The 25187-nt window shown below is 73.6% G+C and carries 5 protein-coding genes; all 5 read right to left on the bottom strand.

Annotation, left to right across the window (positions count from 1 at the left end; genetic code table 11):
* Position 1 precedes the first annotated feature (1 nt).
* From ACQVFL_RS05100 to ACQVFL_RS05080, 5 genes are read right to left on the bottom strand one after another with little or no spacing between them, the layout of a single operon-like run.
* A complete protein-coding gene (locus ACQVFL_RS05100) occupies positions 2 to 10411 on the bottom strand; it encodes an amino acid adenylation domain-containing protein (RefSeq protein WP_431728797.1) in 10410 nt (3469 codons plus the stop codon).
* A gap of 35 nt (positions 10412 to 10446) precedes the next feature.
* The gene (locus tag ACQVFL_RS05095) at positions 10447 to 17067 is read right to left on the bottom strand and encodes an amino acid adenylation domain-containing protein (RefSeq protein WP_431728796.1); all 6621 of its coding nucleotides are present in this window, start codon (positions 17065 to 17067) and stop codon (positions 10447 to 10449) included.
* Positions 17054 to 21265, bottom strand: a complete 4212-nt coding sequence (locus ACQVFL_RS05090) for an amino acid adenylation domain-containing protein (protein WP_431728795.1) — start codon at positions 21263 to 21265, stop codon at positions 17054 to 17056. The genes ACQVFL_RS05095 and ACQVFL_RS05090 overlap by 14 nt, the downstream gene beginning before the upstream one ends.
* A complete protein-coding gene (locus tag ACQVFL_RS05085; protein ID WP_431728794.1) occupies positions 21262 to 23043 on the bottom strand; it encodes a carbamoyltransferase family protein in 1782 nt (593 codons plus the stop codon). The genes ACQVFL_RS05090 and ACQVFL_RS05085 overlap by 4 nt, the downstream gene beginning before the upstream one ends.
* On the bottom strand, positions 23040 to 25013 hold the full coding sequence (locus tag ACQVFL_RS05080; protein WP_431728793.1) for an amino acid adenylation domain-containing protein: 1974 nt from the start codon (positions 25011 to 25013) through the stop codon (positions 23040 to 23042). The genes ACQVFL_RS05085 and ACQVFL_RS05080 overlap by 4 nt, the downstream gene beginning before the upstream one ends.
* Positions 25014 to 25187 lie beyond the last annotated feature (174 nt).

Here is a 25187-nt window from a genome sequence, read left to right as displayed (position 1 = left end):
CTCATGTCGTGGTGATCTCGTGGTCGCGGGCGTGCCGCAACCGGTCGGCCAACGCCGGGCCGATGGTGTCCAGTGCCGGTGCCTGCGTCATCCGGTCGTGCTCGCAGTCGACCGGCAGCACGTCGACCCGGCCGTCGACGTACGCCTGCCAGACCGTGGCCGGGTCGAGGCGGTCGTCCCAGGTCTGCGTGGCCACGAACAACTGCACGTCGCCGTGGAAGCGCCGGGGCGTGAACGCGTCCATCAGGCGGGCGTTGTTCAGCACCACCCCGGTCAGCGCCGCCACGGTCTTGGCGTCGAGCAGCTCGTCGCCCGGATCGGGCCGGTCCCCGTCGTCGGCGCCGTCGGTGGCCGAACCCGGTCGGCCGAGGGCGTCGAAGAGGAGCGCGCGGGCTTCCGCCGCGGTCTCCACCCGGACGTCCTCCACGTCCATCGCCGGGTAGCTGTCGATCAGCGTGAGCACCGCGACCCGCTCGCCGTCGGCCTGTAGGCGGGTCGCCATGGCGTGCGCTACCAGACCGCCGAAGGACCAGCCGAGCAGGTGGTAGGGGCCGTGCGGCTGGACCCGCCGGATCTCGGCGAGGTAGTCGGCGGCCATCTCCTCGACGCTGCCGGCCAGCACCTCGCCGCCGTCCGCGCCGCGCGCCTGCAACCCGTAGATCGGCCGGTCGATGCCCGCCTGCCGCAGCAGCCCGGAGTAGCACCAGCTCAGACCGCCGACCGGGTGTACGCAGAAGAGCGGCTCACCGGCACCGTGCACGCGCATCGGCATCAGCACGTCGAACGGGTCGGCGGTCACCCCGGACTCGACGGCAGCGGCGAGACCGGCCACGGTCGGGTTCTCGAACAGCGCCCGGATGGTCAGCTCCACGCCCAGCGCGGCGCGGACCCGGGACACCAGGCGGGTGGCCAGCAGCGAGTGGCCGCCCAGGTCGAAGAAGCCGTCGTCGACACCGACCGAGTCCAGGCCCAGCACCTCGGCGAACAGGGCGGAGAGCACCGTCTCGCGGGGGCCCACCGGCCCCCGGCCACCGGCGCCGCCGGTCGACTCCGGGACGGGCAGCGCCGTGCGGTCCAGCTTGCCGTTCGGGGTCAGCGGCAGCGAGTCCATCGGCACCAGCGCCGAGGGCACCATGAAGCCGGGCAGTTGTTCCCCGGCCTGCGCCCGCAGCGCGGCCAGGTCGACCTGTCCACCGGCGACCGGGCAGACGTAGGCGACCAGTCGCTGGTCGCCGGGGCGGTCCTCGCGTACCACCACGGCGACCTGGCCGACGGCGGGGTCGGCGGCCAGGACGGCCTCGATCTCGCCGAGTTCCACCCGGAACCCGCGCACCTTCACCTGGTCGTCGGCGCGCCCGACGAAGCTGAGGTTGCCGTCGAGTCCCCACCGCACCACGTCACCGGTGCGGTACATGCGCGAACCGGGCGGGCCGAACGGGTCGGCGACGAACCGGGTCGCGGTGAGCCCGGCCCGTCCCCAGTAGCCCCGGCCCAGCCCGGCGCCGGCCACGTACAGCTCACCGGCCGCGCCCGGGGCCACCATCCGCAGCGCCTCGTCCAGCACGTACAGCCGGGAGTTGAGGATCGGCTTGCCGATCAGCGGCACGTCCCCGTCCGCGACCCGGTACGCCGCGGTGTCGTTGGAGCACTCGGTCTGGCCGTAGAAGTTGTAGCTGGCCGTGTCCGGGGTGGCCCGCATCGCGTTCCACAGCGTCTCGGTGACGGCCTCGCCGCCGACCATCAGCACGGTCGGGTGGTGCCGGCCGTCGGCGAACATGCCGGCCGCGACGAGTTGCTGCATGAACGACGGCGTCAGGTCCACGAACCCGATCCGATGCCGGTCGATGTAGTCGACGAACGCCTCCGCGTCCCGGCGGACGAAGTCGTTGATGACGTGCAGCTCGTGCCCGTCGAGCATCCAGAGCAGCGAGTCCCACGAGGTGTCGAACGTCAGCGGCGCGGTGAAGCCGATCCGCAGTCGGCCGCCCCCGGCCGCCGCCACCTCGGGGCGGAAGAACGTGTTGCGGTGGCTCCAGTACAGGTTCACCATGCCCCGGTGCTCGATGACGACCGCCTTCGGTCGGCCCGTCGAGCCGGAGGTGTAGATGACGTACGCGGGGTTCTCCGGTCGCAGCGGCACGAGGCGCTCCGGGTCGGCCAGTTCCGCGTCGGAGAGCGCGGCCAGCTCGGTGCGGACCGCCTCGTCGTCGAGCTGCACCACGGGAGTGGTCAGCGGGGGCAGCGCCGCGAGTCCGGCGGCGGTGCCGAGCACGACCACCGGTGCGGCGTCGGCCAGCATGAACGCCAGCCGGTCCGCCGGATGCTCCAGGTCCAGCGGCAGGTACGCGCCACCGGCCTTGAGCACCGCGAACAGCGCCACGACCATCTCCACCGACCTCGGTACGGCCAGCGCGACCACCCGCTCCGGGCCGACCCCCCGGTCCACCAGCAACCGGGCCAACCGGTTGGCCCGCCCGTCCAGCTCGGCGAAGGTCATCCGGTGCTCGTCGTGGACCACCGCCACCTCGTCACCGGTGGCCGCCACCTGCTCGGCGAGCAGGTCGATCAGCCGTACCGGCGGCGCGGGCCGGACCGGGCCCATCCAGTCCTCGGTGAGCGCTCGACGCTCCTGCGCCGACATCACCTCCAGCTCGCTGACCGGCAGGTGCGGGTCGACGGCGGCGGCGGAGAGCAGACGCGCCAGGCGCTCGGCCAGGGCGGTCACCGACGGTTCGTCGAACAGGTCGGTCGAGTACTCCAGGTAGCCGCGCAGTCCCGCCGGGGAACCGTCCGGGCCGTAGTCCTCGAAGACGTCGAGCGTCAGGTCGTACTCGGACACACCGTGCCGGACCGCCTCGTGGCTGACCTGCAACCCGGCGAAGTCGAACGCCGCCGAGGCGTTGTTCTGGAAGGCCAGCAGCACCTGGAACAGCGGGAACCGGGCCAGCGAACGGGTCGGGCTGACCGCCTCCACGACCCGTTCGAAGGGCACGTCCTGGTGGTCGTAGGCGGCCAGGTCGGTGTCGCGTACCCGGTCGAGCAGCTCCACGAAGGTCGGGTCGCCGCCGACGTCGGTGCGCAGCACCAGCGTGTTGACGAAGTAGCCGACCATCGCCTCCAGCGCCGGGTCGCTCCGGCCCGCCGACGGGGTGCCGATCGGGATGTCGGGGCCCGCGCCCATCCGGGACAGCAGCGCGGCGAGCCCGGCCTGCACCACCATGAACAGGCTCAGCCGCCGGTCACGGGCCAGGCGCAACAGCCCGTCGTGCTGGTCGGCGTCGAGCCGCAGGGCGACGGTGTCCCCCGCGTAACTCGCCACCGGCGGGCGGGGCCGGTCGGTGGGCAGCGACAACTCCTCCGGCGAACCGGCCAGGTTGGCCCGCCAGTAGTCGAGCTGCCGGTTGACCTCGCTGTCCCGGTCGCCGTCGTCGCCGAGGATCTCCCGCTGCCAGACCGCGTAGTCGGCGTACTGCACCGGCAGCGGCGACCACTGTGGTGCCTTGCCCTGCCGCCGCAGCGAGTAGGCGTCGGCCAGGTCCCGGCTCAGCGGTGCCAGCGACGCCCCGTCGACCGCGATGTGGTGCATGACCAGCAGCAGCACGTGCAGTTCCGGATCGATCCGGAACAACTGGGCCCGCAGCGGGATCTGCGCGGCGAGGTCGAACCCCTGCGCGGTGGCCGAGGCCAGCGCGTCGGCGAGGTCCGCCTCGGCGACGTCCCGCACCGGCATCGGCGGTCGGGTCGGCGGCAGGACCGTCTGGAAGGGCACCCCGCCCTCCTCGCCGAACACGGTACGCAGCGGCTCGTGCCGCGCCACCAGGTCGGCGACGGCGGCGGCGAGCGCCTCGGCGTCGAGCGGGCCGGACAGCCGCAACGCGATCGGCGTGTTGCGGGCACCGGTGTCGGTGCCGTCCATCCGGTCCAGGAACCACAGGCGCTGCTGGCCGAAGGAGAGCGGGATGCGCTCGCCGCGCGGCACCGGGCGGACCGCCGGTCGGGCGGTCACCGTGGGGTCGATGGCCTTGGCGAGGGTGGCCACCGTCGGGTTCTCGAACAACGCCCGGATGGTCAGCTCCACCCCCAGCACCGACCGCACCCGGGAGACCAGGCGGGTGGCCAGCAGCGAGTGCCCGCCCAGGTCGAAGAAGCCGTCGTCCACGCCGACCCGGTCGACGCCGAGCACCTCGGCGAACAGCCCGCACAGCACCGACTCGCGGGGACCGACCGGCCGGCGTCCGCCACCGACGTCGCGGGTCGGTGCCGGCAACGCGGCCCGGTCCAGCTTGCCGTTGGGCGTCAGCGGCAACGCCGACAGCTTCACGATCGCCGACGGCACCATGAAGCCGGGCAGCCGCTCGGCCGCCGATGCCCGCAGCTCCTCCACGTCGACCCGGGCGCCGTCCGCCGCGCAGACGTAACCCACCAGCCGCTGGTCGCCAGGCCGGTCCTCGCGGACCACCACCGCCACCTGGCCCACCCCGGGGCCCGCCGCCAGCACCGCCTCGATCTCGCCCAGTTCCACCCGGAACCCGCGCACCTTGACCTGCTCGTCGGCGCGGCCGAGGAAGCTCAACCCGCCGTCCGGCCGCCACCGCACCAGGTCACCGGTGCGGTACATGCGCGACCCGGCCGGTCCGTACGGGTCGGCGAGGAACCGCGAGGCGGTCAGTCCGGGCCGTCCCCGGTAGCCACGGGCCAGCCCGGGACCGGCCACGTACAGTTCGCCGGCCGCCCCCGGTGCCACCAGGCGCAGCCCCTCGTCCAGCACGTAGACCCGGGCGCCCTGGATGGTGCGACCGATGTCGGCGCGGACCGACTGCGGGTCGGGCGGGCTGTCCGCGCCGTACACCCGGGAGCTGACGTCGATGGTGGCCTCGGTCGGCCCGTACGCGATGACCATGCGACGCCCGGTCGACCAGTACGCGGCCACGTCGGGCGGGCAGCCCTCGCCACCGGTGATGATCGTGCGCAGGTGCGGCAGTTCCCGTTGCGGCACGGTGGCCAGCACCGACGGCGGGATGTGCGCGTGACTGATCCGCTGCTCGGCCAGGTAGGCGTGGAGTTCCTCGCCCGCGACGGTGGTCGGCGACACCACGAGGCAGCCGCCGGTCAGCAGCGCCATCGACACCTCCGCCACCATCACGTCGAAGCTCGGTGACACCAGTTGCGACACCCGCGCGCCGGGTCGGGCGTCGTGCCGGACGATCTGGTTGGCCAACAGTCCGGCCAGACCGGCGTGGGTCACCTCGACGCCCTTGGGCCGACCGGTGGAGCCCGAGGTGTAGATGAGGTACGCCGCGTCGGCGACCCGCAGCGGGCTGAGCCGGTCGCTGTCGGACAGGTTCGCCGGGGCCGCCGCCAGGTCGATCTCCTCCAGCACCACCGTCGCGGACGCCGCCGCCACGGGTGGCACGGCCAGCCCGGCCCGGGTGGTCAGCACCACCGTGGGCGCGCTGTCGTCGAGCAGGAAGGCGAGCCGCTCGGCGGGGTACGTGAGGTCCACCGCCAGGTAGGCCGCGCCGGTCTTGGCGACCGCGACGATGGCGACGATCAGGTCGATCGAGCGGGGCAGCGCGAGCGCGACGGTCCGCTCCGGGCCGACCCCCCGGGCGACGAGGGCCCGCGCCAGCCGGTTGGCCCGCTCGTTCAGCTCGGTGTAGCGCAGCGTGCGCCCGTCCGCCTCGACAGCGGGGGCCGACGGAGTGGCCGCGACCTGTGCCTCGAACAGTTCCGGCAGGGTCAGGGTGGACGGCGCACCGGCGCTGCCCGCCCAGGTGGTGAGCAGATCCCGCCGTTCCCGCTCGGCCAGGATCTCCACCGCGCAGACCGGCGCCGTCGGCTCCGCCACCAGGTTGTCCAGCAGCCGGACCAGCCGGTCGGCCAGCAGCTCGACGGTGGTGTGGTCGAACAGGTCGGTGGCGAAGTAGACCTCACCGGTGAGCCGGTCGTCGACCAGGTGCATCATCAGCGCCAGGTCGAACTGGAGCGACGAGAGCGCCAGATCCTGCGTCCGCACCTCGACGTCGGCCAGCCCGGTGGGCTCGTCCTCGGCACCGGCCAGCGTGAACATCACCTGGAACAGCGGCGACATGCTCTGGTCCCGGACCGGGTTGAGTCGCTCCACCACCTGGTCGAAAGGCACCTCGGCGTGGCTGAGCGCGCCGAGCACCGTGCCGCGTACCCGTTCCAGCAGCTCGGCGAAGGTCGGGCCGTGCGGGCTGTCGCCCAGCTCGGTGCGGACCACGACGCTGTTGACCAGGAAGCCGACCACGTCGGCGAGTTCGGGGTGGTCGCGGCCGGTGACCGGGGTACCCACGGCGATGTCGCGCTGGCCGCTGACCCGGGCCAGGAGCACCTGGAAGGCGGTCAGCAGCACCATGAACGGCGTGACGCCCCGCGCCGCGGACAGGTCCCGCAGCCGCCGGACGGTCTCCGCCGGCACCTCCAGCCGGACCCGGTCGGCGGCGAAGCTGGGCGTCGCCGGGCGCGGCCGGTCCAGCGGCAGCCGCAGCACCGGCAGGTCGGCGAGTTGCCCCTGCCAGTAGTCGAGCGCCTCCTCGTACCGGCCGCTGTCCCGCCGCTCCCGCTGCCACCAGGCGAAGTCGGCGTAGTGCAGGGTCACCGGGTCGAGGTCCGGCGCGGTGCCGGTCCGCCGGGCCCGGTAGCACTCGGTCACCTCACGCCAGACGACCTGGTGGGACCAGCCGTCGTAGGCGATGTGGTGCAGCACCACCAGCAGCACGTGGTCGTGGTCGCCGACCCGCAGCAGGAAGCCGCGCAGCACCGGGCCGGTGCCGAGGTCGAAGGAGCGGGCCCACTCGTCGTGCAGGACCCGGGTGATCAGGTCGTCGGCGAGGCCGGTGACCGGGACCACGGGCAGCTCGACCCGGTACGGGGCGTCGACCACCTGCACCGGGCCGTCGTCGGTGGCGACGTAGCGGGTCCGCAGGATCTCGTGCCGGGCGACCACGTCGCCGAGCGCACCGGCCAGGGCGTCCACGTCGAGCGCGCCGTGCAGCCGTACCGCGACCGGCATGTTGTACGCCGGTGACTCCGGCGCGTACTGCCAGAGGAAGTAGAGCCGCTCCTGCGCGTACGACAGCGGCATCCCGTCGGACAGGCGGGGCACCGGTATCGGGGCCGGGCCGGCGATGTGCACGGTGGTGGCGAGCCGGGCGGCCATCGAGGCGACCGTGGGGGCGTCGAACACCGCCTGCACCGGCAGTTCGATCCCGAGGGCCTGCCGCAGACCGAAGACGACCCGGGTGGCCAGCAGCGAGTGCCCGCCGATCTCGAAGAAGTCGTCGTGCACGCCGATCGGCCCGGTGCGGCCCAGCACCTGCTGCCACACCTGCGCCACGGCCCGTTCGGTGTCGTCGCGCGGGGCGACCCGGTCCACCGTGCCGTCCTCGGGTGTGACCGCCGGCAGCCGGGCCTTGTCCACCTTGCCGCTGAGCGTGCGGGGCAGCCGGTCGATCGGCACGAACGCCGAGACCCGCAACTGCGCCGGCAGGCGCTCGTCCAGGTACGCCCGCAGGTCACCGCCGGTGGGCGCGGTGCCGGTCGCGGCCACCACGTAGGCCACCAGCCGGTGGTGGGAGACCCCGTCCCGGACCGCCACCACGCACGCCTCGCTGACCGCGTGGTGCCCGCGCAGCACCGCCTCGATCTCGCCCGGCTCGACCCGGTGACCCCGGATCTGCACCTGGTCGTCGCTGCGGCCGATGAACTCCACGACCCCGTCGGCGAGCCACCGGCCCCGGTCACCGGTGCGGTAGAGCCGGCTGCCGCTGTCGCTGCCGTACGGGTCGGGCAGGAAGCGGTCGGCGGTCAGACCGGGCCGGTTCAGGTAGCCCCGGGTCACCCCGTGGCCGCCGACGTACAGGTCACCGACCACGCCGATCGGGACCGGACGTAGCCGCTCGTCGAGCACGTACACGGCGGTGTTGGCCACCGGGGAGCCCACCGGCACGATGCCGGAGGCGGTGCTCACCCCGGGCCGGGCCGGGAACATGGTGCTGTCGATCGACGTCTCGGTGGCGCCCCAGGCGTTGACGATCCGGACGCCGTCCGGCAGCACGGCCAGCGCGGCGGCGTAGTCGGTGACCGCGAAGCTGTCCGCACCGACCATCAGCAGCTTGACCTCCGGCAGCCGTCGGCCGCTCTCGGTGAGGTGCGCGGTGATCGCGGTCAGCACGGCGGGCACCGTGTCGAAGGCGTCGACGTGCTCGGCCGCCAACGCGTCGACCAGCGCCTGCGGGTCCCGGGCCAGCGAGCGGGGACCGAGCACCAGGCAGCTACCGAAGGCCAGGCTCCGAACCACGTCACCGACGAAGACGTCGAAGGCGGAGCTGGCGATCGTCATCCAGCGGCGCAGCGGTCCGGGATCCCAGGTGGTCCAGGCCGCGCGCAGGTTCGCCGTGCCGCCCCGGGTGACCATCACGCCCTTCGGCGTACCGGTCGAACCGGAGGTGTAGATCACGTACGCGAGGGCGGACGGCGGCGCGGTGCGGGGTGGCCGGGCGGCCGAGGTGTCGGCGAGCGTGGCCGGGTCGTCGAGCCGGACCAGCCGCCACGGACCGGCGGGCAGGTCGGCTGCGGTGCTGGCGTCGCAGAGCACCACGGTCGGCGTGGCGTCGTCGAGCAGCACGGCGATGCGGGCGGCGGGCTGCTCCGGGTCCACCGGCAGGAACGCGGCGTCGGCCTTGAGCACGGCCAGCGGCGCGACCACGGTGTCGTGACCTCGTCCGACACAGATCGCCACCCGGTCGTCGATGCCGACGCCGAGCCCGCGCAGCAGGTTCGCGATCCGGTTCGCGCGGTCCTCGACGCCTGCGTAGTCGAGCGTAAGCCCGTCCCAGACCAGCGCGGGCGCGTCCGGGGTGGTGTCCGCGTACGCCTCGAAATGCTGCTCGACGGAGATCGACGGCGAGTAGCTGAGCCGGGTGCTGTTCCAGTCCCGCACCAGGCGACGCTCGTGGCTGGTGGAGAGGCGGTAGTCGCCGATCGGCCGGTCCGGTGCCTCGGCGATGCCGGTGAGCAACTGTTCCAGGTGCTCCACGATCCGCTCGGCCGCGTCGGCGTCGAAGAGGTCCACGCTGTACTCGAGTTCACCGGTCAGCCCCTCCGGGCTCTCCCGCAGGCCGAGCGTGAGGTCGACCTGCGCGCCCTGGGCCGCCCCCGAGTACGGCTGCACGTCCACGTCGCCCAGGTCCCAGGCGTCGTTGGCACCGGCCGCGTCGCCGTCGGTGGTGAACATGACCTGGAACAGCGGGGTGGCGCTGGCGTCCCGGGCCGGGTTGATCCGCTCGACGACCTGGTCGAACGGCACGTCCTGGTGGGCCAGGCCGTCGAGCACCACGCCCCGGACCCGGGTCAGCAGCTCGGTGAAGGTGGGGTCGCCGGAGAGGTCACCGCGCAGCACGACGGTGTTGGCGAAGAAGCCGACCAGCCCGGCGACGGCGTCGGAGTCCCGGCCGGCGACGGGCGTACCGACGGCGATGTCCGGCTGACCGGAGAGCCGGGAGAGCAGCACCTGAAAGGCGGCGAGCAGCACGACGAACGGGGTGCAGCCGGTGCTCCGGCCGAGTTCCCGCAGCCCGTCGGCGACCGACGCGGGCAGCCGGACCGGCACCCGGTCACCGGCGAAGGTGGGGGTGGTCGGACGGGGCCGGGCGACCGGCAGGTCCAGCACCGGCACCTCGGTCAGTTGCTCCTGCCAGTGCCGCAGGCCGGGCTCGTACCCGCCGTCGGCCTGACGGCGCCGCTGCCACCAGGCGACGTCGGCGGCCTGCACCGGCAGCGCGGGCAGCCGCTCGACCGCCGCCGCACCGTCCCGGTAGACGGCGGACAGTTCCCGCCACATGATCGGCAGGGACCAACCGTCGCAGGCGATGTGGTGCATCACCAGCAGCAGCACGTGCTCCTCGGGCGCCCGCCGGAACAGCGTGGCCCGCAGCACCGGCCCCTCGGCCAGGTCGAACGGCCGCAGCGTCTCCGCGTCGATCAGCTCACGCAGCATCGCCTCCGCCCCGGCCGGTACGTCGACCACCGGCAGCGGCACCGGGGCCGCCTCGTCGACCACCTGCTCCGGGCCCTGCGCACCGTCGACGTAGCGGGTCCGCAGCACCTCGTGCCGGGCCACCACCGCCGACAGCGCGGTGCCCAGCGCCGCCACGTCCACCGGGCCGGTCAGGCGTACCGCCACCGGCGCGTGATACGCCGCCGAGGCCGGTGCCAGCCGCCACAGGAAGTAGAGCCGTTCCTGGGCGAACGACAGCGGCAGTGCCTCGTCGCGCGGGGCGCGGGGGATCCCGGTGGGACGCGCGTCGCCGCGGCCCAGCCGCTCCAGCAGCAGCCGACGGCGCTCCGGGGAGAGCTGGGCGAGCCGCTCGGCGAGGGTGTCAGACATGGAGGTCCCTTCGGAACTGGGCCGTCGGTGGCCGGCTAGGAGTTCGCCAGGAGCGCCCGGACGTCCTCGTCGGACATCGACTCGACGCTGTCCAGCGCCTCGGCGAGGAGGTCGTCCTGTTCGCCGAGCGCCTCGTTGATGGCCTTGGCCAGGTCCTCGACGTACGGCGCCTCAAGGATCCGGCGCAGTTCCAGGTCCACCCCGAACGTGGTGCGGATGCGGAACGCCACCTGCACCGCCTGGAGCGAGTGCCCACCGAGGGCGAAGAAGTTGTCGCCGATGCCGACCCGCTCGACGCCGAGGATGTCGGCCCAGACAGCGGCCACCTCCCGCTCCAGGGCGTCGCGCGGCGCCACGTGGGCACCTGCGGCCTCCGGCCGCTCGGGGTCGGGCTCCGGCAGCGCCGTCCGGTTGATCTTTCCGTTCGGGGTCAGCGGCAGCGCGCCCATCACCACGAACGCGGACGGCACCTCGTACTCCGGCAGGCGCTCGGCCATGAACTCGCGCAACCCGGCCACGTCCACCGTCGCGCCGGCCGCCGGCTCCGCGTAGCCGACCAGGCGCACCGGGCCGGTGCCGGACCGCAGCGCCAGCACCACCCCGGAGGCCACCGTCGGGTGCGCCACCAGCACCGCCTCGACCTCGCCCAGCTCGACCCGGAACCCCCGGACCTTGACCTGGTGGTCGGCGCGGCCGACGAACTCCAACGTCCCGTCGGCACGCCAGGACACCACGTCGCCGGTGCGGTACAGCCGGGCACCGGGTACGCCGGAGAAGGCGTCCGGCACGAACCGGTCGGCGGTCAGCCCCGGCCGGTTCCAGTAGCACCAGGCCACACCCGGGCCGCCCAGCCACAGCTCGCCGGGAACCCCGACGCCGACCGGACGGCCCCACTCGTCCACCACGTACGTGGTGGTGTTGGTGATCGCCGCACCGATCGCGCCGGAGCTGGCCGGGACCTCGGCCAGCGGGTTGCAGGTCGAGATGCTGGTGACCTCGGTCGGGCCGTAGATGTTGTTCATCCGGGCCCCGCCCGCCCGCACCGCGGCGTCGATCGCACCGAGGTTGATCCGCTCGCCGCCGATGTAGACCTGCTTGAGCGTGGTGAAGGCGTCCGGGATCTCGTTGACCGTGGAGTTGAACAGCGCGGTGACGATCGCGACGGCGGTGACCTGCTCGCGGCGCAGCAGCTCGACGAAGCGCGGCGGCGAGAGCGCCACGTCGGTGGGGACCACCACCACCCGACCACCGTTGAGCAGCGGTCCCCAGACCTCGAACAGCAGCGGGTCGAAGGAGGCGTTGGAGACCTGACCGACGGCGCGCAGCTCCTCGGGCCGGATCAGGTCGGTGTCCCGGACCAGGCGGACGATGCCACGGTGCGGCACGACCGCGCCCTTGGGCCGACCGGTCGAGCCGGAGGTGTAGATGAGCGACGCAGCGTCCTCGGTGACCGTGCCGACCGCGGTGGCGGCGGCCCGGCCGGGCGACGGGGTCGGCACGTCGGTGATGTCGACCGTCTCGCGGCCGGTCAGCGGGAGTTGGTCGAGCAGGTCCCGGTGCCCGACCACCACCCGTACGTCGGTGTCGGTCAGCATGAACTCCAGCCGCTGTGCCGGGTAGTCCGGGTCCAGCGGGACGTACGCGCCACCGGCCCGCAGCACACCGAGCATGCCCACCACGAGGTCGGCGGAGCGCCGGCAGCACAGGCCGACCAACGAACCCCGGCCCACGCCGGACTCCGCCAACCGGGCCGCCAGCGCGTCGGCGCGGGCCAGCAGCGACGCGTACGACACCGACACCTCGCCGTCGACCACCGCGACCGCGTCCGGCGTCGACTGCGCCCAGCCCGCGACCAGCGCGTCCACGGTCAGCTCCGGAGACTGCTCCCGGGCGGTGCGGTTCCACCCGTCGACCTGGGCACGTTCGGCGGGCGAGGTGAGGTCCACCTCGACCAGCGACCGGTCCGGGTCGGCCACGATGGAGCGCAGCGCGGCCAGGTAGTAGCCGCGTACCCGCCGGATCTGCTCCGGCGAGAACTCGGTGGTGTGGTAGTCGAGCCCCATCAACAGGCCGCTGGCGCCCGGGTCGCGCAGGAAGCCGCAGACGAACGGGTAGTTGGTCGGCTCGACCCGCATGGTGGTGAACGAGTTGATCTTCGGGTCGACGATCCGGACGTCCCGGTCGGCCAGACCCCGCATGACGTGGAAGTGGTTGTAGACGAAGTGCGACTCGTAGAGCGACTCCCCGCCGGCCAGGCGCTGGATCTCCGCCATCGGGAAGCGGCGGTGCGGCAGCAGCTCGTTCTCCTCGTCGAGCATCGCCCGGATCAGGTCGGCCCAGGTGCCGCCGGCCACGGTCGCCGTCACCGGCAACGAGTTGAGGAAGAGACCCCGCGACTCGGTGCCGTCGAGCACCTCCAGGCGGCCGTTGAAGGCCATCCCGGTGGACACCTCACGGCTGCCGGTCAGGTGGGCCAGCACCCGCATGTGCGCGGCGAGCAGCACGCTCTTCAGCGGTACGCCGACACCGGCGGCCACCCGCTCCAACCCGGCGCAGAGGTCGTCCGGGATCTTCGTCTCCAGCCACCGATAGAAGTCGGAGTGTCCGGGCGGCAGTTCCCACTCCAGCAGCGGCTGCTCGTCCGGGGCGGGCTCCGCCTGCGGCAGCGGTTCCACCTCGGCGCCCTGCGGCCAGCGCGGCAGCCGGAGCCGGTTGGCCTGCCGGACCCGCGCCGACCAGAACTCCCGCTCCTGCGCCGAGGCGAGCGCCTCCCGCTCGGCCTCGACGAACTCCCGGTAGGTCGAGGCGGGCTTCGGGTCGGCGCTGCTCGACGGATCCCGCATCAGCTCCATGTAGCGCTGGAGGATCTCGGTGATCGAGGAGTGCAGGCTCCAGCCGTCGAGGATGGCGTGGTGCTCGACCAGGGTCCACTCGAACGACTCCGCGCTGCGCCAGTGGAAGACGAAGCGCCACAGCGGCGGCCGGGCCAGGTCGAACGGGACCTCGCGCAGTCCCTCGATCACCTCGACGATGCGGCGGTCCTGCTCCTGCTCGGCCAGCTCGCGGACGTCGTACACCTCGACCGGCAGGTCCGCCTCGCGGTGCACCACCTGGAGCATCTCGCTGTACTCGCTGAGGTGGAACGAGGTCCGCAGGATGTCGTGCCGGTCGACGATCTGCCCGATGGCCCGCCGGATCAGCGCCTCGTCGAACGGCGCGCGGACGTGGAAGCTGTCGACGTTCTGGTACAGCCGACGACCCTCGTCGGCCTCCATGTGGAAGATCATCCCGGCCTGGAGCACCGCCATCGGGTACGCGTCCACCGCGTCCTCGGGCAGCCGCTCCCGGTCCGCCTCGGAGATCAGCGCGAAGGGCCGCCGCTCGGCGGCGGGGGCCTGCGCGGTGGTGACCTCCCCGGCCAGCGCGGCGATGGTGGTGCGCTGGAACAGTTGCTGCAACGAGAAGTCGAGCCCCTTGGCGCGGGCCAGGCCGATCACCTGCACGCTGCGGATCGAGTCGCCGCCGAGGTGGAAGAAGTTGTCCTCCACGCTGACCTGGTCGAGTTCCAGGACGGTCGCCCAGATCTCGGCGAGCGCCTGCTCGGTCTCGTTGCGGGGCGCCACGTACGGTCGGGCCAACGCCGGACGGTCGACGCCCGGTTCCGGCAGCCGACGCCGGTCGATCTTGCCGTTGGCGGTCAGCGGGAAGGCGTCGAGCACCGTCACCACGGACGGGATCATGTGGCTGGGCAGCGTCGGTTCGAGGAACTCGTGCACCTCGGGGACGGTCAGGTCGCCGTCGGCGACCAGGTAGGCGACCAGCCGCCGTTCGGTGCCCGGCTCGCCGTGCGCGATCACCAGGCAGGCGCTCACCGCGGGGTGGGCCAGCAGCGCGGCCTCCACCTCGGCCGGCTCGATCCGGAAGCCCCGGATCTTGACCTGGTGGTCGAGGCGGCCCAGGTACTCCAGCGTGCCGTCGGCACGCCAGGTGGCCAGGTCGCCGCTGCGGTAGCGCCGGCCGCCCGGAATCTCCGGGTCGGCGACGAACCGCTGCGCGGTCAGCGCCGGCCGACGCCAGTAGCCGTGCGCCACGCCGTCCCCGCCGACATAGAGCTCACCGGGTACGCCGATCGGGGCGGGTCGGCCGTGCTCGTCCAGCACGTGCAGGCTCAGGTCGGCCACCTGCCGCCCGATCGGGCTGTGCCGTTCGGCCAGCAGATCGGCGGTGAGCAGGCAGTACGTGGTGTGCACCGTGGTCTCGGTGATGCCGTACATGTTGACCATCTCGGGACTGGTCTCCGGGTGCCGGGTCCACCAGCGACGCACCGCGTCGGGGTCCAGCGCCTCACCCGCGAAGATCACCACCCGGACGGCCAGCTCCGCCCGACGCCGCTCGTCGACGGCCTCGAACTGCCGGAACGCCCCCGGCGTCTGGCTGAGCACGGTGACCCCGGCGCGTTCCACCAGTTCGTAGAAGGCCTCCGGGTCGCGGCTCTCCCAGTAGCGCACCACCGCCAGCGTCGCGCCGTGGGTCAGCGCACCCCACGCCTCGAAGACGGAGACGTCGAACGAGGCGGAGTGGAAGAGGCTGAACACGTCCTGCGGGCCGAACTGGAACTGCTCCTCGGTGGCCGCGAACAGCCGCAGCACGCTGCGGTGCGAGACCATGACCGCCTTCGGCAGCCCGGTCGAACCGGAGGTGTAGATGAGGTACGCCGGGTCGTCGACCGCCGGGGGCACGAGGTCCGGGGCGGCGGCGGTGTCGGCGCGTACCGCCTGCTCGATCGCCACGGTGCGGACGTCCTCGGGCAGCGTCAGGTCGGCCGGGATCGCGTCGCGCTGCGCCACCACGACCCGCAGGCCGCTGTCGCGCACGATGAAGTCGAGCCGGTCGGCCGGGTAGTTGGGATCCAGCGGCACGTAGGCCGCGCCCGCCCGCAGCGCGCCGAGCATCCCGACCACCAGGTCGGTCGAGCGGCGGCAGCAGACACCCACCATGTCGCCCCGGCCGACACCGGCCCGCCGCAGGGTGGCGGCCACCGCGTCGGCGGCGGCCAGCAGGTCCGCGTACGTCGTGCGGGTCTCGCCGTCGAGCACCGCGACGTGGTCGGGGCGCTGCCGCGCGTGCCGGGCGACCAGGTCGCCGATGGGCGCGTCGACGGGGAAGGTCCGGGTGATGCCCGACCAGCCCTCGATCGTGTCGCGCTCCTGATCCGGCAGACCGCAGACCTCGGCGACGGACCGGTCCGCGTCGGCGACCAACCGCTGCACCAACGTGAACCACTGCGCGGCGAAGCGGTCCATGGTGGAGGCGTCGAAGAGGTCGGTGGCGTACTCCAGCTCCACCCGCATGCCGTCCGCGCCGGTGTCGTAGACCAGCAGGGTGAGGTCGAACTTGGCGGTACCGGTGTCGATGCCGACCGGGGCGGCGGTGACGTCGTCGCCGAGCCGCCACCCGGCGGGGTCCTGACGTTGCAGCACGAACTGCACCTGCACCAGGGGCGACCAGGCCAGCTCGCGCTCCGGCGCAAGCGCCTCCACCAGGGCCGCGAACGGCACGTCCTGGTGGTCCTGCGCGTCGGCCGAGGCGGTCCGGACCCGGCCGACCAGGTCGGCGAAGGTCGGCGCGCCGGACGTGTCCACTCGCACCGCGAGGGTGTTGACGAAGAACCCGACCAGGTCGTCCACCTCCGGCACCGGCCGACCGGCGACCGGCGTGGCCACCACCACGTCGGTACGGCGCGACCAGCGCCCGAGCAGCAGCGCGAAGCTGGCGAAGAGGACGTCGAAGACGGTGCTGGACCGCTGCCGGGCCAGCGACCGGACGGCCTCGGCCACCTCGGGCGACAGCTCGGCGTGCCGGGTGCGTCCGGCGTAGCTCTGCACCGGGCGGCGGACCCGGTCGGCGGGCAGCTCCAGCACCGGCGGCAGGTCGTCGAGCTGCTGCCGCCACCACTCGACGCCGTCGGACAGACGCTCACCGACGAGCTGGTCCCGCTGCCAGGCGGCGAAGTCGCCGTAGCCGAGAATCCGGTCCCGGGCCGGGGGCCGGGCACCGGCGACCAACGCCCGGTACGCCTCGGCGAGTTCACCGAGCAGGATCTCCAGCGACTGCCCGTCACAGGCGACGTGGTGGATCGACAGCCAGAGCAGCCACCGGTCGTCGGCGTGCCGGATCAGACCGGCGCGCAGCAGCGGCGCCCGCGACAGGTCGAACGGTTCGGCGACGGCGGTCCGCGCCGCGTCCAGCGCCGCCGCCTCGGCTCCCGTCCCGGCGGTACGCAGGTCGTCGACCCGCCACGACACCGGCGTGCCCGCCTCGGCCCGGAGCAGCCGGGGCCGACCCACCTCGGTGTCGATGGCGGTCCGCAGCGACTCGTGCCGGTCGACCAGGAGCTGCACCGCCGCGCCCAGCGCGTCGGGGTCCACCGCGCCGGTCAGCGCGAAGGCGACCGGCACGTTGTAGAGCGGCAGTCCGGGCCGCCAGCGGTCGAGGAACCACAGGCGTTCCTGCCCCGGCGACAGCACCGTCGGCTCGCCGGTGGCGGCGATGACCGGCCGGGCGGCGGTGTCGGTGATCCCCGCCTGCGCGAGCAGGTGGTCGATGAGGTCGTCCTCGGTCGGCCCCAGCGACCCGGCGGAATCAGTGGTCGTCACCAGTGTTCTCCTTCGTTGCGGACGCGGTGCCGAGTCGTGCGGCGCGTTCGGTGGGGCTGAGTCGGCGGACCTGCATGACGACGGCGGCGATCTGGTCGAGCCGGCCGGCGTCGGGTCCCTCGACGCGCAGGCGTCGGGCCAGATCGGCGACGGTGGGTTGTTCGACGAGATGGCGTACGGAGACCGGGGTGCGCAGCGTGCGCTCCAACCGTCCACAGACCTGCACGGCGTGCAGCGAGTGCCCGCCGAGGCCGAAGAAGTTGTCGTCGAGGCCGATCCCGGCGACGTCGAGCACCTCGCCCCAGACCTCGGCGATGATCTGTTCGAGCGGATCGACCGGTGCCCGGAAGGCGACCTGGTCGGCCCGTTGGTCGGTGTCCGGATCGGGCAGCGCCGTCCGATCGATCTTGCCGTTCGGGGTGATCGGCAGCGTGTCCATCACCACGAACGCCGACGGCACCGCGTACTCCGGCAGCCGTTCGGTCAGGAACTCGCGCAGCTCCGCCACGCTGACCGGGGCGCCCGCCACCGGCTCCACGTAGCCGACGAGCCGCACCGGGGCACCCTCGGACCGGACCGCGACCACCACCGCCGAGGCCACCGCCGGGTACCCCAGCAGCGCCGTCTCGACCTCGCCCAGCTCGACCCGGAACCCCCGCACCTTCACCTGGTGGTCGGCGCGGCCGACGAACTCCAACGACCCGTCGGGGCGGCGGAACACCACGTCCCCGGTCCGATAGAGCCGGGCACCCGGCACACCGGAGAAGCCGTCCGGCACGAACCGGTCGGCGGTCAGCCCCGGCCGCTCCCAGTACCCCCAGGCGACCCCCGGACCGCCCAGCCACAGCTCCCCGGGTACGCCGACACCGGCCAGCCGCCCCGCGTCGTCCACCACGTAGGCCCAGGTGTTCGCGATCGCCGTGCCGATGGCTCCCGTGCTGGTGGGTCGCGCGGTCAGGCGGGTGTAGGTGGCGAAGGTGGTCACCTCGGTCGGGCCGTAGATGTTGTGCAGCCGCGCCGGACCCTGTCCACCCTCGACGACCCGACCCACCGTCCCCGGGTCGAGGCTCTCGCCGCCGAAGTAGAGCTGGTCCACGTCGGCGAAGGCGTCGGGCACGGTGTTGACGGTGGCGTTGAACAACGCGGTGGTGATGAAGACCGTGGTCACCGCCCGGGTACGCAGCAGGGCGGCGAGACCCGACGGGGAGAGGACCGTCTCGGTCGGCACGATCACCACCCGCCCGCCGTTGGCCAGCGCACCCCACACCTCGAAGGTGATGGCGTCGAAGCTGGCGTTGGCGAGCTGGGCGAGGACGGTCCGTGGGGTCAGCTCGACGTAGTCGGTCCCACCCACCAGGCGGGTGATGCCGCGATGCGGCACCACCACGCCCTTCGGGTCGCCGGTCGAGCCGGAGGTGTAGATGACGTAGGCGGCGTCGTCGCCACCGCGTACCGACCGGTCCGGCTCGGCACCGGCGATCGGGGCGAGATCACCGGCGGCCTCCGGCAGGGTCACGGCGTGCCGGTCACCGAGCGGGAGCTGGTCGAGCAGATCCCGATGCCCGACCACCACCCGCGCGTCCGTGTCCGCCAGCATGAAACCCAACCGCTGCGCCGGATGGTCCGGGTCCAACGGCACGTACGCGCCACCGGCCCGCAACACCGCCACCATCCCCACCACGAGATCGGCCGACCGCCGACAACAGAGCCCCACCAGGGAGCCGCGGCCCACCCCCAGTCCGGTCAACCGCGCCGCCAAGGCGTCGGCCCGGGACACCAACGACCGGTACGACACCGACACGTCCCCGTCCACCACCGCCACCGCGTCCGGCGACACCCGGGCCCACTCGGCCACCAGCGCGTCCACGGTCGACTCGGCGGGATAGTCGCGGGCCTGCCCGGCCCAGTCCAGGAGTCGGCGCTCCTCCTCGGCGGGCAGCGCGGACACCGACGTGATCGGGGCGTCGACGTCGGCGAGCAGCCGCTCCAGCAGCACCGTCCACTGTGTGGCGAAGCGGTCGGCGGTGGACTCGTCGAAGAGGTCGGTCGCGTACTCGACCTCCACCCCGAGGTCCGGCCCGCCGGTGTCGACCACCGCCAAGGTGAGGTCGAACTTCGCGGTGCCGGTGTCCACCGAGTCGAGTTCGGCGACCAGGCCGTCGGACTCCCAGCGGCCCCGGGCGTGCTGGTTCATCCCGAAGGCCACCTGGGCGAGCGGGGCCCGGCTCTGGTCCCGGTCCGGGTCGAGCGCGTCCACCAGGGCGGCGAACGGGATCTGCTGGTGCGCCTGGGCGGCGGCGGAGACGGCGCGTACCCGGTCGACCAGGTCCAGGAAGGTGGGCGCGCCGCTCAGGTCGGCGCGCAGCACGACGGTGTTGACGAAGAAGCCGACCACGTCGTCGAGTTCGGGCAGCGGGCGCCCGGCGGCCGGGGTGGCCACCACCACGTCGGTCCGGCCCGACCAGCGGCCGACCAGCAGCAGGTACGCGGTCACCAGCAGGTCGAAGACGGTGACCGAGTGGGTCCGGGCAGCGGCCCGCAGCGCCGCCACGGTCGAGGGGCGCAGCCGGTGCCGCAGGGTGGCCCCGACGTGGGTCGCCACCGCCGGGCGACGGCGGTCGGCGGGCAGTTCCAGCAGGCTCGGTGCGTCGGCCAGCCGCTGCCGCCACCAGGCGACCTCGTCGGCGATCACCTGCGGCGTCAGCACCGCACGCTGCCAGGCGGCGAAGTCGACGTACGTGGGTGCTCGAAAGGAGGGGGCCCTTTCCATACACGAGGCGTTAGTGGGGGGCCCTTCCTTACCGAAGATCTGGGCGAGCAGGATGTCCAGCGACCAGCCGTCGCAGGCGGCATGGTGGACGGAGAGCCAGCAGAACCACTCGTCGTCGGCGATCCGGACCAGCCCACCCCGCAACAGCGGGGCCTGCGCCAGGTCGAACGGTCGGGCGACCCCGGCGGCGGCCAGTCGCCGCCCCTCCGGCTCGCCTCCGGCGCGGGCGTCCGCCACCGTCCAGTCGATCTCGGTCCGGTCGGCGGTGCGGGCGACCGGACGGCCGTCGACCGTCGCCAGCGCCGTGCGCAGCGCCGGGTGGGCGGCCACCACCGCCCGGACGGTGTCGTGCAGCCGCTCGGGGTCGACCGGGCCGGTCAGCCGCACCAGCACCGGGACGTTGTAGAGGGCCGAGCCGTCCCGCAGCCGGTCCAGGTACCAGAGCCGCTCCTGCCCGAACGACACCACCGGGTCACCGGTGTGCGCGGTGAGAGCGGGCAGTACGGCCGCCGGCTCACCGGCGTCGACGAGCGCGGCGAAGTCGGCGAGGACCGGGTGGGCGAAGAGCTGGTCCACGCTGAGCGCCACCCCGCGCTCGGCCGTCGTCCGGGCGACGACCTTGGCGGCCAGCAGGGAGTGCCCGCCGAGGGCGAAGAAGTTGTCGTCGGCGCCGACCCGGTCCAGGTGCAGCACGTCGGCCCAGACGGCGGCGAGCAGCCGCTCGGTCGGGGTGGCGGGCTCGATCGGCTCGCCGGTGGGCAGGCTCTCCACGGCCGCCGCCACGGCGTCCGCCGTACCCGCGGCGGGCAGCCGTCCGGTGCCCGCCACCAGCTCGGTCAGGATCCCGTCGAGTCGGTCCAGGTGGGCGGCGACGCTCACCGGGCCGTACCGGTCCTCGTCGTGGTCGCAGCGCAGCACGAGCCGCCCGTCGCGGGCGGTGAACTCCAGGACGGCGTCGCACCAGACGGTCTCGTGTTCGAGTTCGGCGACCTGATCGGCGTCGAGTCCGTCACCGAGCGCGCCGAGCGGCACCACGGCGATCCGTGCCTCGCCGTCGCCCGCCGGACGCGCCGTCGGCAGCGCCGTGGCGGCGCGCTCGGCCAGCCGCCGCAACGGTAGTTCCGGTTCGACCGCGCAGTGCAGCGCGCGCAGGGCGACGCCGTCGGTGGGGTCGGCGACGATCACGCCGACCACCGCCGTCGTCGCGGCGGTCCGGCCCCGGTCACCGGCCACCAGGGCCTGCGTCGCGGCGGCGAGCACCGCCGCCGGGGTGCTGCCGAGGTCGACGGCGAGGGCGGTCAGGTCCGCCTCGGTGACGTCGAGCGCCCGGCTGGCCTCGCCGCGACGGAACGACAGGCCGGGCATCACCTCGTCGTCGGCGGCGAGGGTCGCGGCCACCAGCGGGGCGCGGCTGACCTCGACGGTCATGGCCGGTCCGTCCCGGCGTCCGGCGGGGTGACCGTGTACGCCCCGATGACCAGGCGGGACAGGCCGCCGCGCAGCATGGTGTCGACGGCGATCTCCGGAGTCCGCACGATGGGCTGCCCGCGCAGGTTGAAGGAGGTGTTCAGCAGCACCGGGATGCCGGTCCGGTCGGCGAACGCGGTCAGCAGCTCCCAGAGCAGCGGATTGCCCTCGCGGGTGACGACCTGCACCCGGGCGGTGCCGTCGAAGTGGGTGACCGCGCCCAGCGAGTCCCGGTGCTCCGACCGCGTGCGGGTGGTGAACAGCATGTGCCGGAAGCGTTCCTCGTCGCCCGGCTCGATCTCGAAGTACGTCGACGCCGCCTCTTCGGTGACCACCGGCGCGAAGGGACGGAAGTCCTCCCGGCGCTTGATCAGCGCGTTGATGTGGTCGCGCATCCGCGCGTCCCGCGGGTCCGCGAGGATGCTGCGGTTGCCCAGCGCCCGGGGGCCGAACTCCATGCCGCCCTGGAACCACGAGACGACCTCACCGGCCTCCAGCGCCTCGGCGGTCTCGGCGAGCAGCCGCGCCCGCTCCGGTACGTGCCGGACCACCACGTCGGTCCGGCCACCGACAGCCGCGCCGATCTCCTCGTCGGTGTACGAGGTGCCCCAGTACGGCATGGACATCGCCGGGATCCGCGTCGCGGGCTCCTGCTGGGCCTGCGCGTAGAGGGCCGCGCCGACGGCCGAGCCGTCGTCGCCCGCGCCCGGCGGGATGAAGATGCGCTCGAACAGTCGGCTGCGGGCGATCACCCCGTTGGCGGAGCAGTTCAGCGCGACGCCACCGGCGTAGCAGAGGTCGCGTAGCCCGGTCTCGCGCCGGAAGTGCCGCAGCACGTGCACCAGGCAGAGTTCCACCACCGCCTGGAGGGCGGCGGCGACGTCCCGGTGCCGCTGCTCGACCGGGGTGCCCGGCTGCCGGGGCGGGCCGAAGCGCTCGACGAGCAGGGCCAGCACGCCCCGGTGCGTCTCCCGCTCCCGCAGGTCCCGGTCGGCGGCCAGCGCGGACACCGTGAACGTGCCGCCGTCGAGCAGCTTGACCAGCTTCGACATCTCGGCGAAGTGGGTTCGCCGGTCCCCGAAGGCGGCCAGGCCCATCACCTTGTACTCGTCCATCATCATGTCGAAGCCGAGGTACATGGTGAAGACGCCGTAGAGCGTGCCGATCGAGTGCAGCGCCGGGATGCGGTGCAGGATCTCCAGCTTGCCGCCGGTGCCCGCCGCCACGGTCAGGCTCTCCGTCTCCCCCATCCCGTCCACGACCAGGACCAGCGCCTCGTCGTACCCGCTGGGGTAGTAGGCGCTCGCGGCGTGGGCGAGATGGTGCGGTACCGGCACGAGCTTGGCGGCCCAGTCCACGCTCGGGAACTCCCGCCGCAGCCAGGTCACCTGCACGTCGGGGTCGTAGACCTCGGCGTACCGGGCGGCCAGGTAGGGATCGGACAGGTCCAGGTCGGCGGCGCGGTGGGCGAAACCGTGTGCGACGACGTCGATCTCGTCGGGGGTCACGCCGGTACGTCGGAGCGCGTCGCGGATCGCGTGCGCCGGGAAACTGCCGGTCGCCTTCTCGGCGGTGTACCGCTCCTCGGCCGCCGCGGCCCGCACCACACCGTCCACGACGAGTGCCGCCGCCGAGTCCAGGCCCTGCACGACCCGGTACTCGCGGGCGTCGAGGTCGGGCAGCTCGCGGCGTTTGAAGTCGACGCTGTTGTGCAGCCCGCTGATGCCCAGAACCTTCATGATGGCGTCTCCTCGGAGCCGGCCCGACGGTGGATGTGTGCCGTCGCCGCCTCCCGCAACGCCCGCCGGTCGACCTTCTGGCTGGGCGTGAGGGGCAGCTCCGGTAGCGCGACGATCCGTTGCGGCAGCAACGCGGTGGGCAGCGACGCCGCCAGGTGCTCGCGGAGAGCCGCGTCGGTGACCGCCGGACCGTCCCCGCCACTGCGCACGTACAGCACGAGCCGCTGGTCGTCCTCGGCGGCGGCGACCACCACCGCCGCCGCCTGGGTCACCGCCGGATGGCGCTCGGCGTACGTCTCGATCTCTTCGAGCTCGATCCGGTGTCCCCGGATCTTGACCTGGTTGTCGGCGCGCCCGTGGTACGACAGCGTGCCGTCCGGACGCCAGGCGCACAGGTCACCGGTGCGGTACTCGTCGTGCCGGAACACCGCGCCGGTGCGCTCGGGGTCGCCGAGGTATCCGACGGCGAGCTGCGGACCGCCGACGTGCAGTTCACCGACCTGCCCGACCGGCACCGGTCGCCCGTCCCGGCTCCGGACCACGGCGACGGTGCCGGGCAGTGGCGCGCCGATCGGCACCGGGTCGGGCACCGGCCGGTCGAGCCGGTGGGCGGTGCACCAGATGGTGGCCTCGGTCGGGCCGTAGACGTTCCACACGGTGGCCCCGGTCCCCACCAGACGGTCGGCCAGGTCGGTGGTGACCGCCTCGCCGCCGCAGAGCAGCGTCCGCCCGGCCAGGTCGCCCGAGAGGTGCGGCAGGATCAGCCGCCAACCCGACGGGGTGGCCTGGATCAGGTCGGGCCGGGCCTCGGAGAGGTACCCGCCCAGTCGGGCCGGGTCCCGGCGCGTCGCGTCGTCGACCAGCAGCAGCCGACCGCCGGTGGCCAGCGGCAGGAAGAGTTCGAGCAGCGAGATGTCGAAGGTCAGCGCCGTCGTGCCGGCCACCGTCGGGGTGCCGGGTGTCAGCAGGTCGGCGAAGGTGACGACGCAGTGCGCCAGCGCCGCGTGCGACACCCCGACCACCTTGGGACGGCCGGTCGAGCCGGAGGTCGACATCGCGTACGCGAGGTCGTCACCGCTCGGCGGGTCACCGGCGGGAAGCGGGTCACCGGCGGGAAGCGGGTCACCGGCGGGAAGCGGGTCACCGGCGGGCGCGTCGTCCGGTGGCGGCACCACCCGGCAACCCGGCCGGGTCACCGCCTGCGGGTCGGCCAGCACCGCGAACCGCGCGTCCGCGGTGTCGAGCAGGGTGTCCAGCCGGGCACGCGGATGCGCGGGGTCGACGGGCAGGAACGCGGCCCGCAGCGACCACACGGCCAGCAGGGTGACCACCAGCTCGGCCCGGCGGGGCAACCCGACCGCGACCACGTCGCCGGGTGCCACGCCCGCCGCGCGCAGGACGTGCGCGTACCGGTCGGCCGACGCGACGAGCTCGGCGTAGCTGACGCTGCGGGTCGCGTCCTCGATCGCGGTGGCCTGCGGGCGGGCGTGCGCCTGGGCGCGGACCAGGGCCGGCACGCTCTCGCCGGGGGCACGGCCCGGGCGGTGGGCCGCGGCGACGATCCGCAGGTCCTCGTCGCCGCAGAGGTCGAGCGCCCCGACCGGTACGTCGTCCGCCGCCGCGAGGACGCGCTCGACGCGCCCGGCCAGCAGCGCCGCGTCGGCCGAGGGGGTGACGTCCGCTCCGGTGACCAGGATGTGCGGCCCGTCGCCGTGGTCTACCCGGATCGCGGTGTCGGCGCCGAGGCGCGCCATCTGCTTGCCGACGACGGCGTCGAGGACGGACCGGCGGGCCCGCCACGGCGCCGACACGGTCACCGACCGCCCGGTCGCCGGGTCGGTCAGCTCGCCGGTGACGGTCGGCGCGGCACCGGCGTGCGCGAGCACCAGCAGACTGGCCGCCACCGTCTCGACATTGACCGACGCACTCGCTCCAGCGGCGTTTCCCGAAGCCACCAGCGATCGCGTCATCGCGCACTCCCTAATACCGGCGGGGGCAGAGAAAAGCAATTCATCGCGCCGCCGTCCACCCCATTCGTGCTGGACGAGTGATCCTCGAATTACTGTCCGTGTCCGGCAATTGGATCGGGTCCCGCCGGGTTACGAGGCAGCACGCTAGGAGTGACCGGATCGGGGTGTCAACGG

It is taken from the genome of Verrucosispora sp. TAA-831, from assembly GCF_050780145.1.
Lineage (GTDB): Bacteria > Actinomycetota > Actinomycetes > Mycobacteriales > Micromonosporaceae > Micromonospora.
Note: the sequence above shows the minus strand (reverse complement) of the source record. Positions and strands in the feature narration are given on the sequence as shown.

Excerpts from the sequence above, each read along its gene's own strand:
- ACQVFL_RS05100 (WP_431728797.1), bottom strand. The coding sequence starts at position 10,411 with ATGTCTGACACCCTCGCCGAGCGGCTCGCCCAGCTCTCCCCGGAGCGC.
- ACQVFL_RS05090 (WP_431728795.1), bottom strand. The coding sequence starts at position 21,265 with ATGACCGTCGAGGTCAGCCGCGCCCCGCTGGTGGCCGCGACCCTCGCC.
- ACQVFL_RS05085 (WP_431728794.1), bottom strand. The coding sequence starts at position 23,043 with ATGAAGGTTCTGGGCATCAGCGGGCTGCACAACAGCGTCGACTTCAAA.
- ACQVFL_RS05080 (WP_431728793.1), bottom strand. The coding sequence starts at position 25,013 with ATGACGCGATCGCTGGTGGCTTCGGGAAACGCCGCTGGAGCGAGTGCG.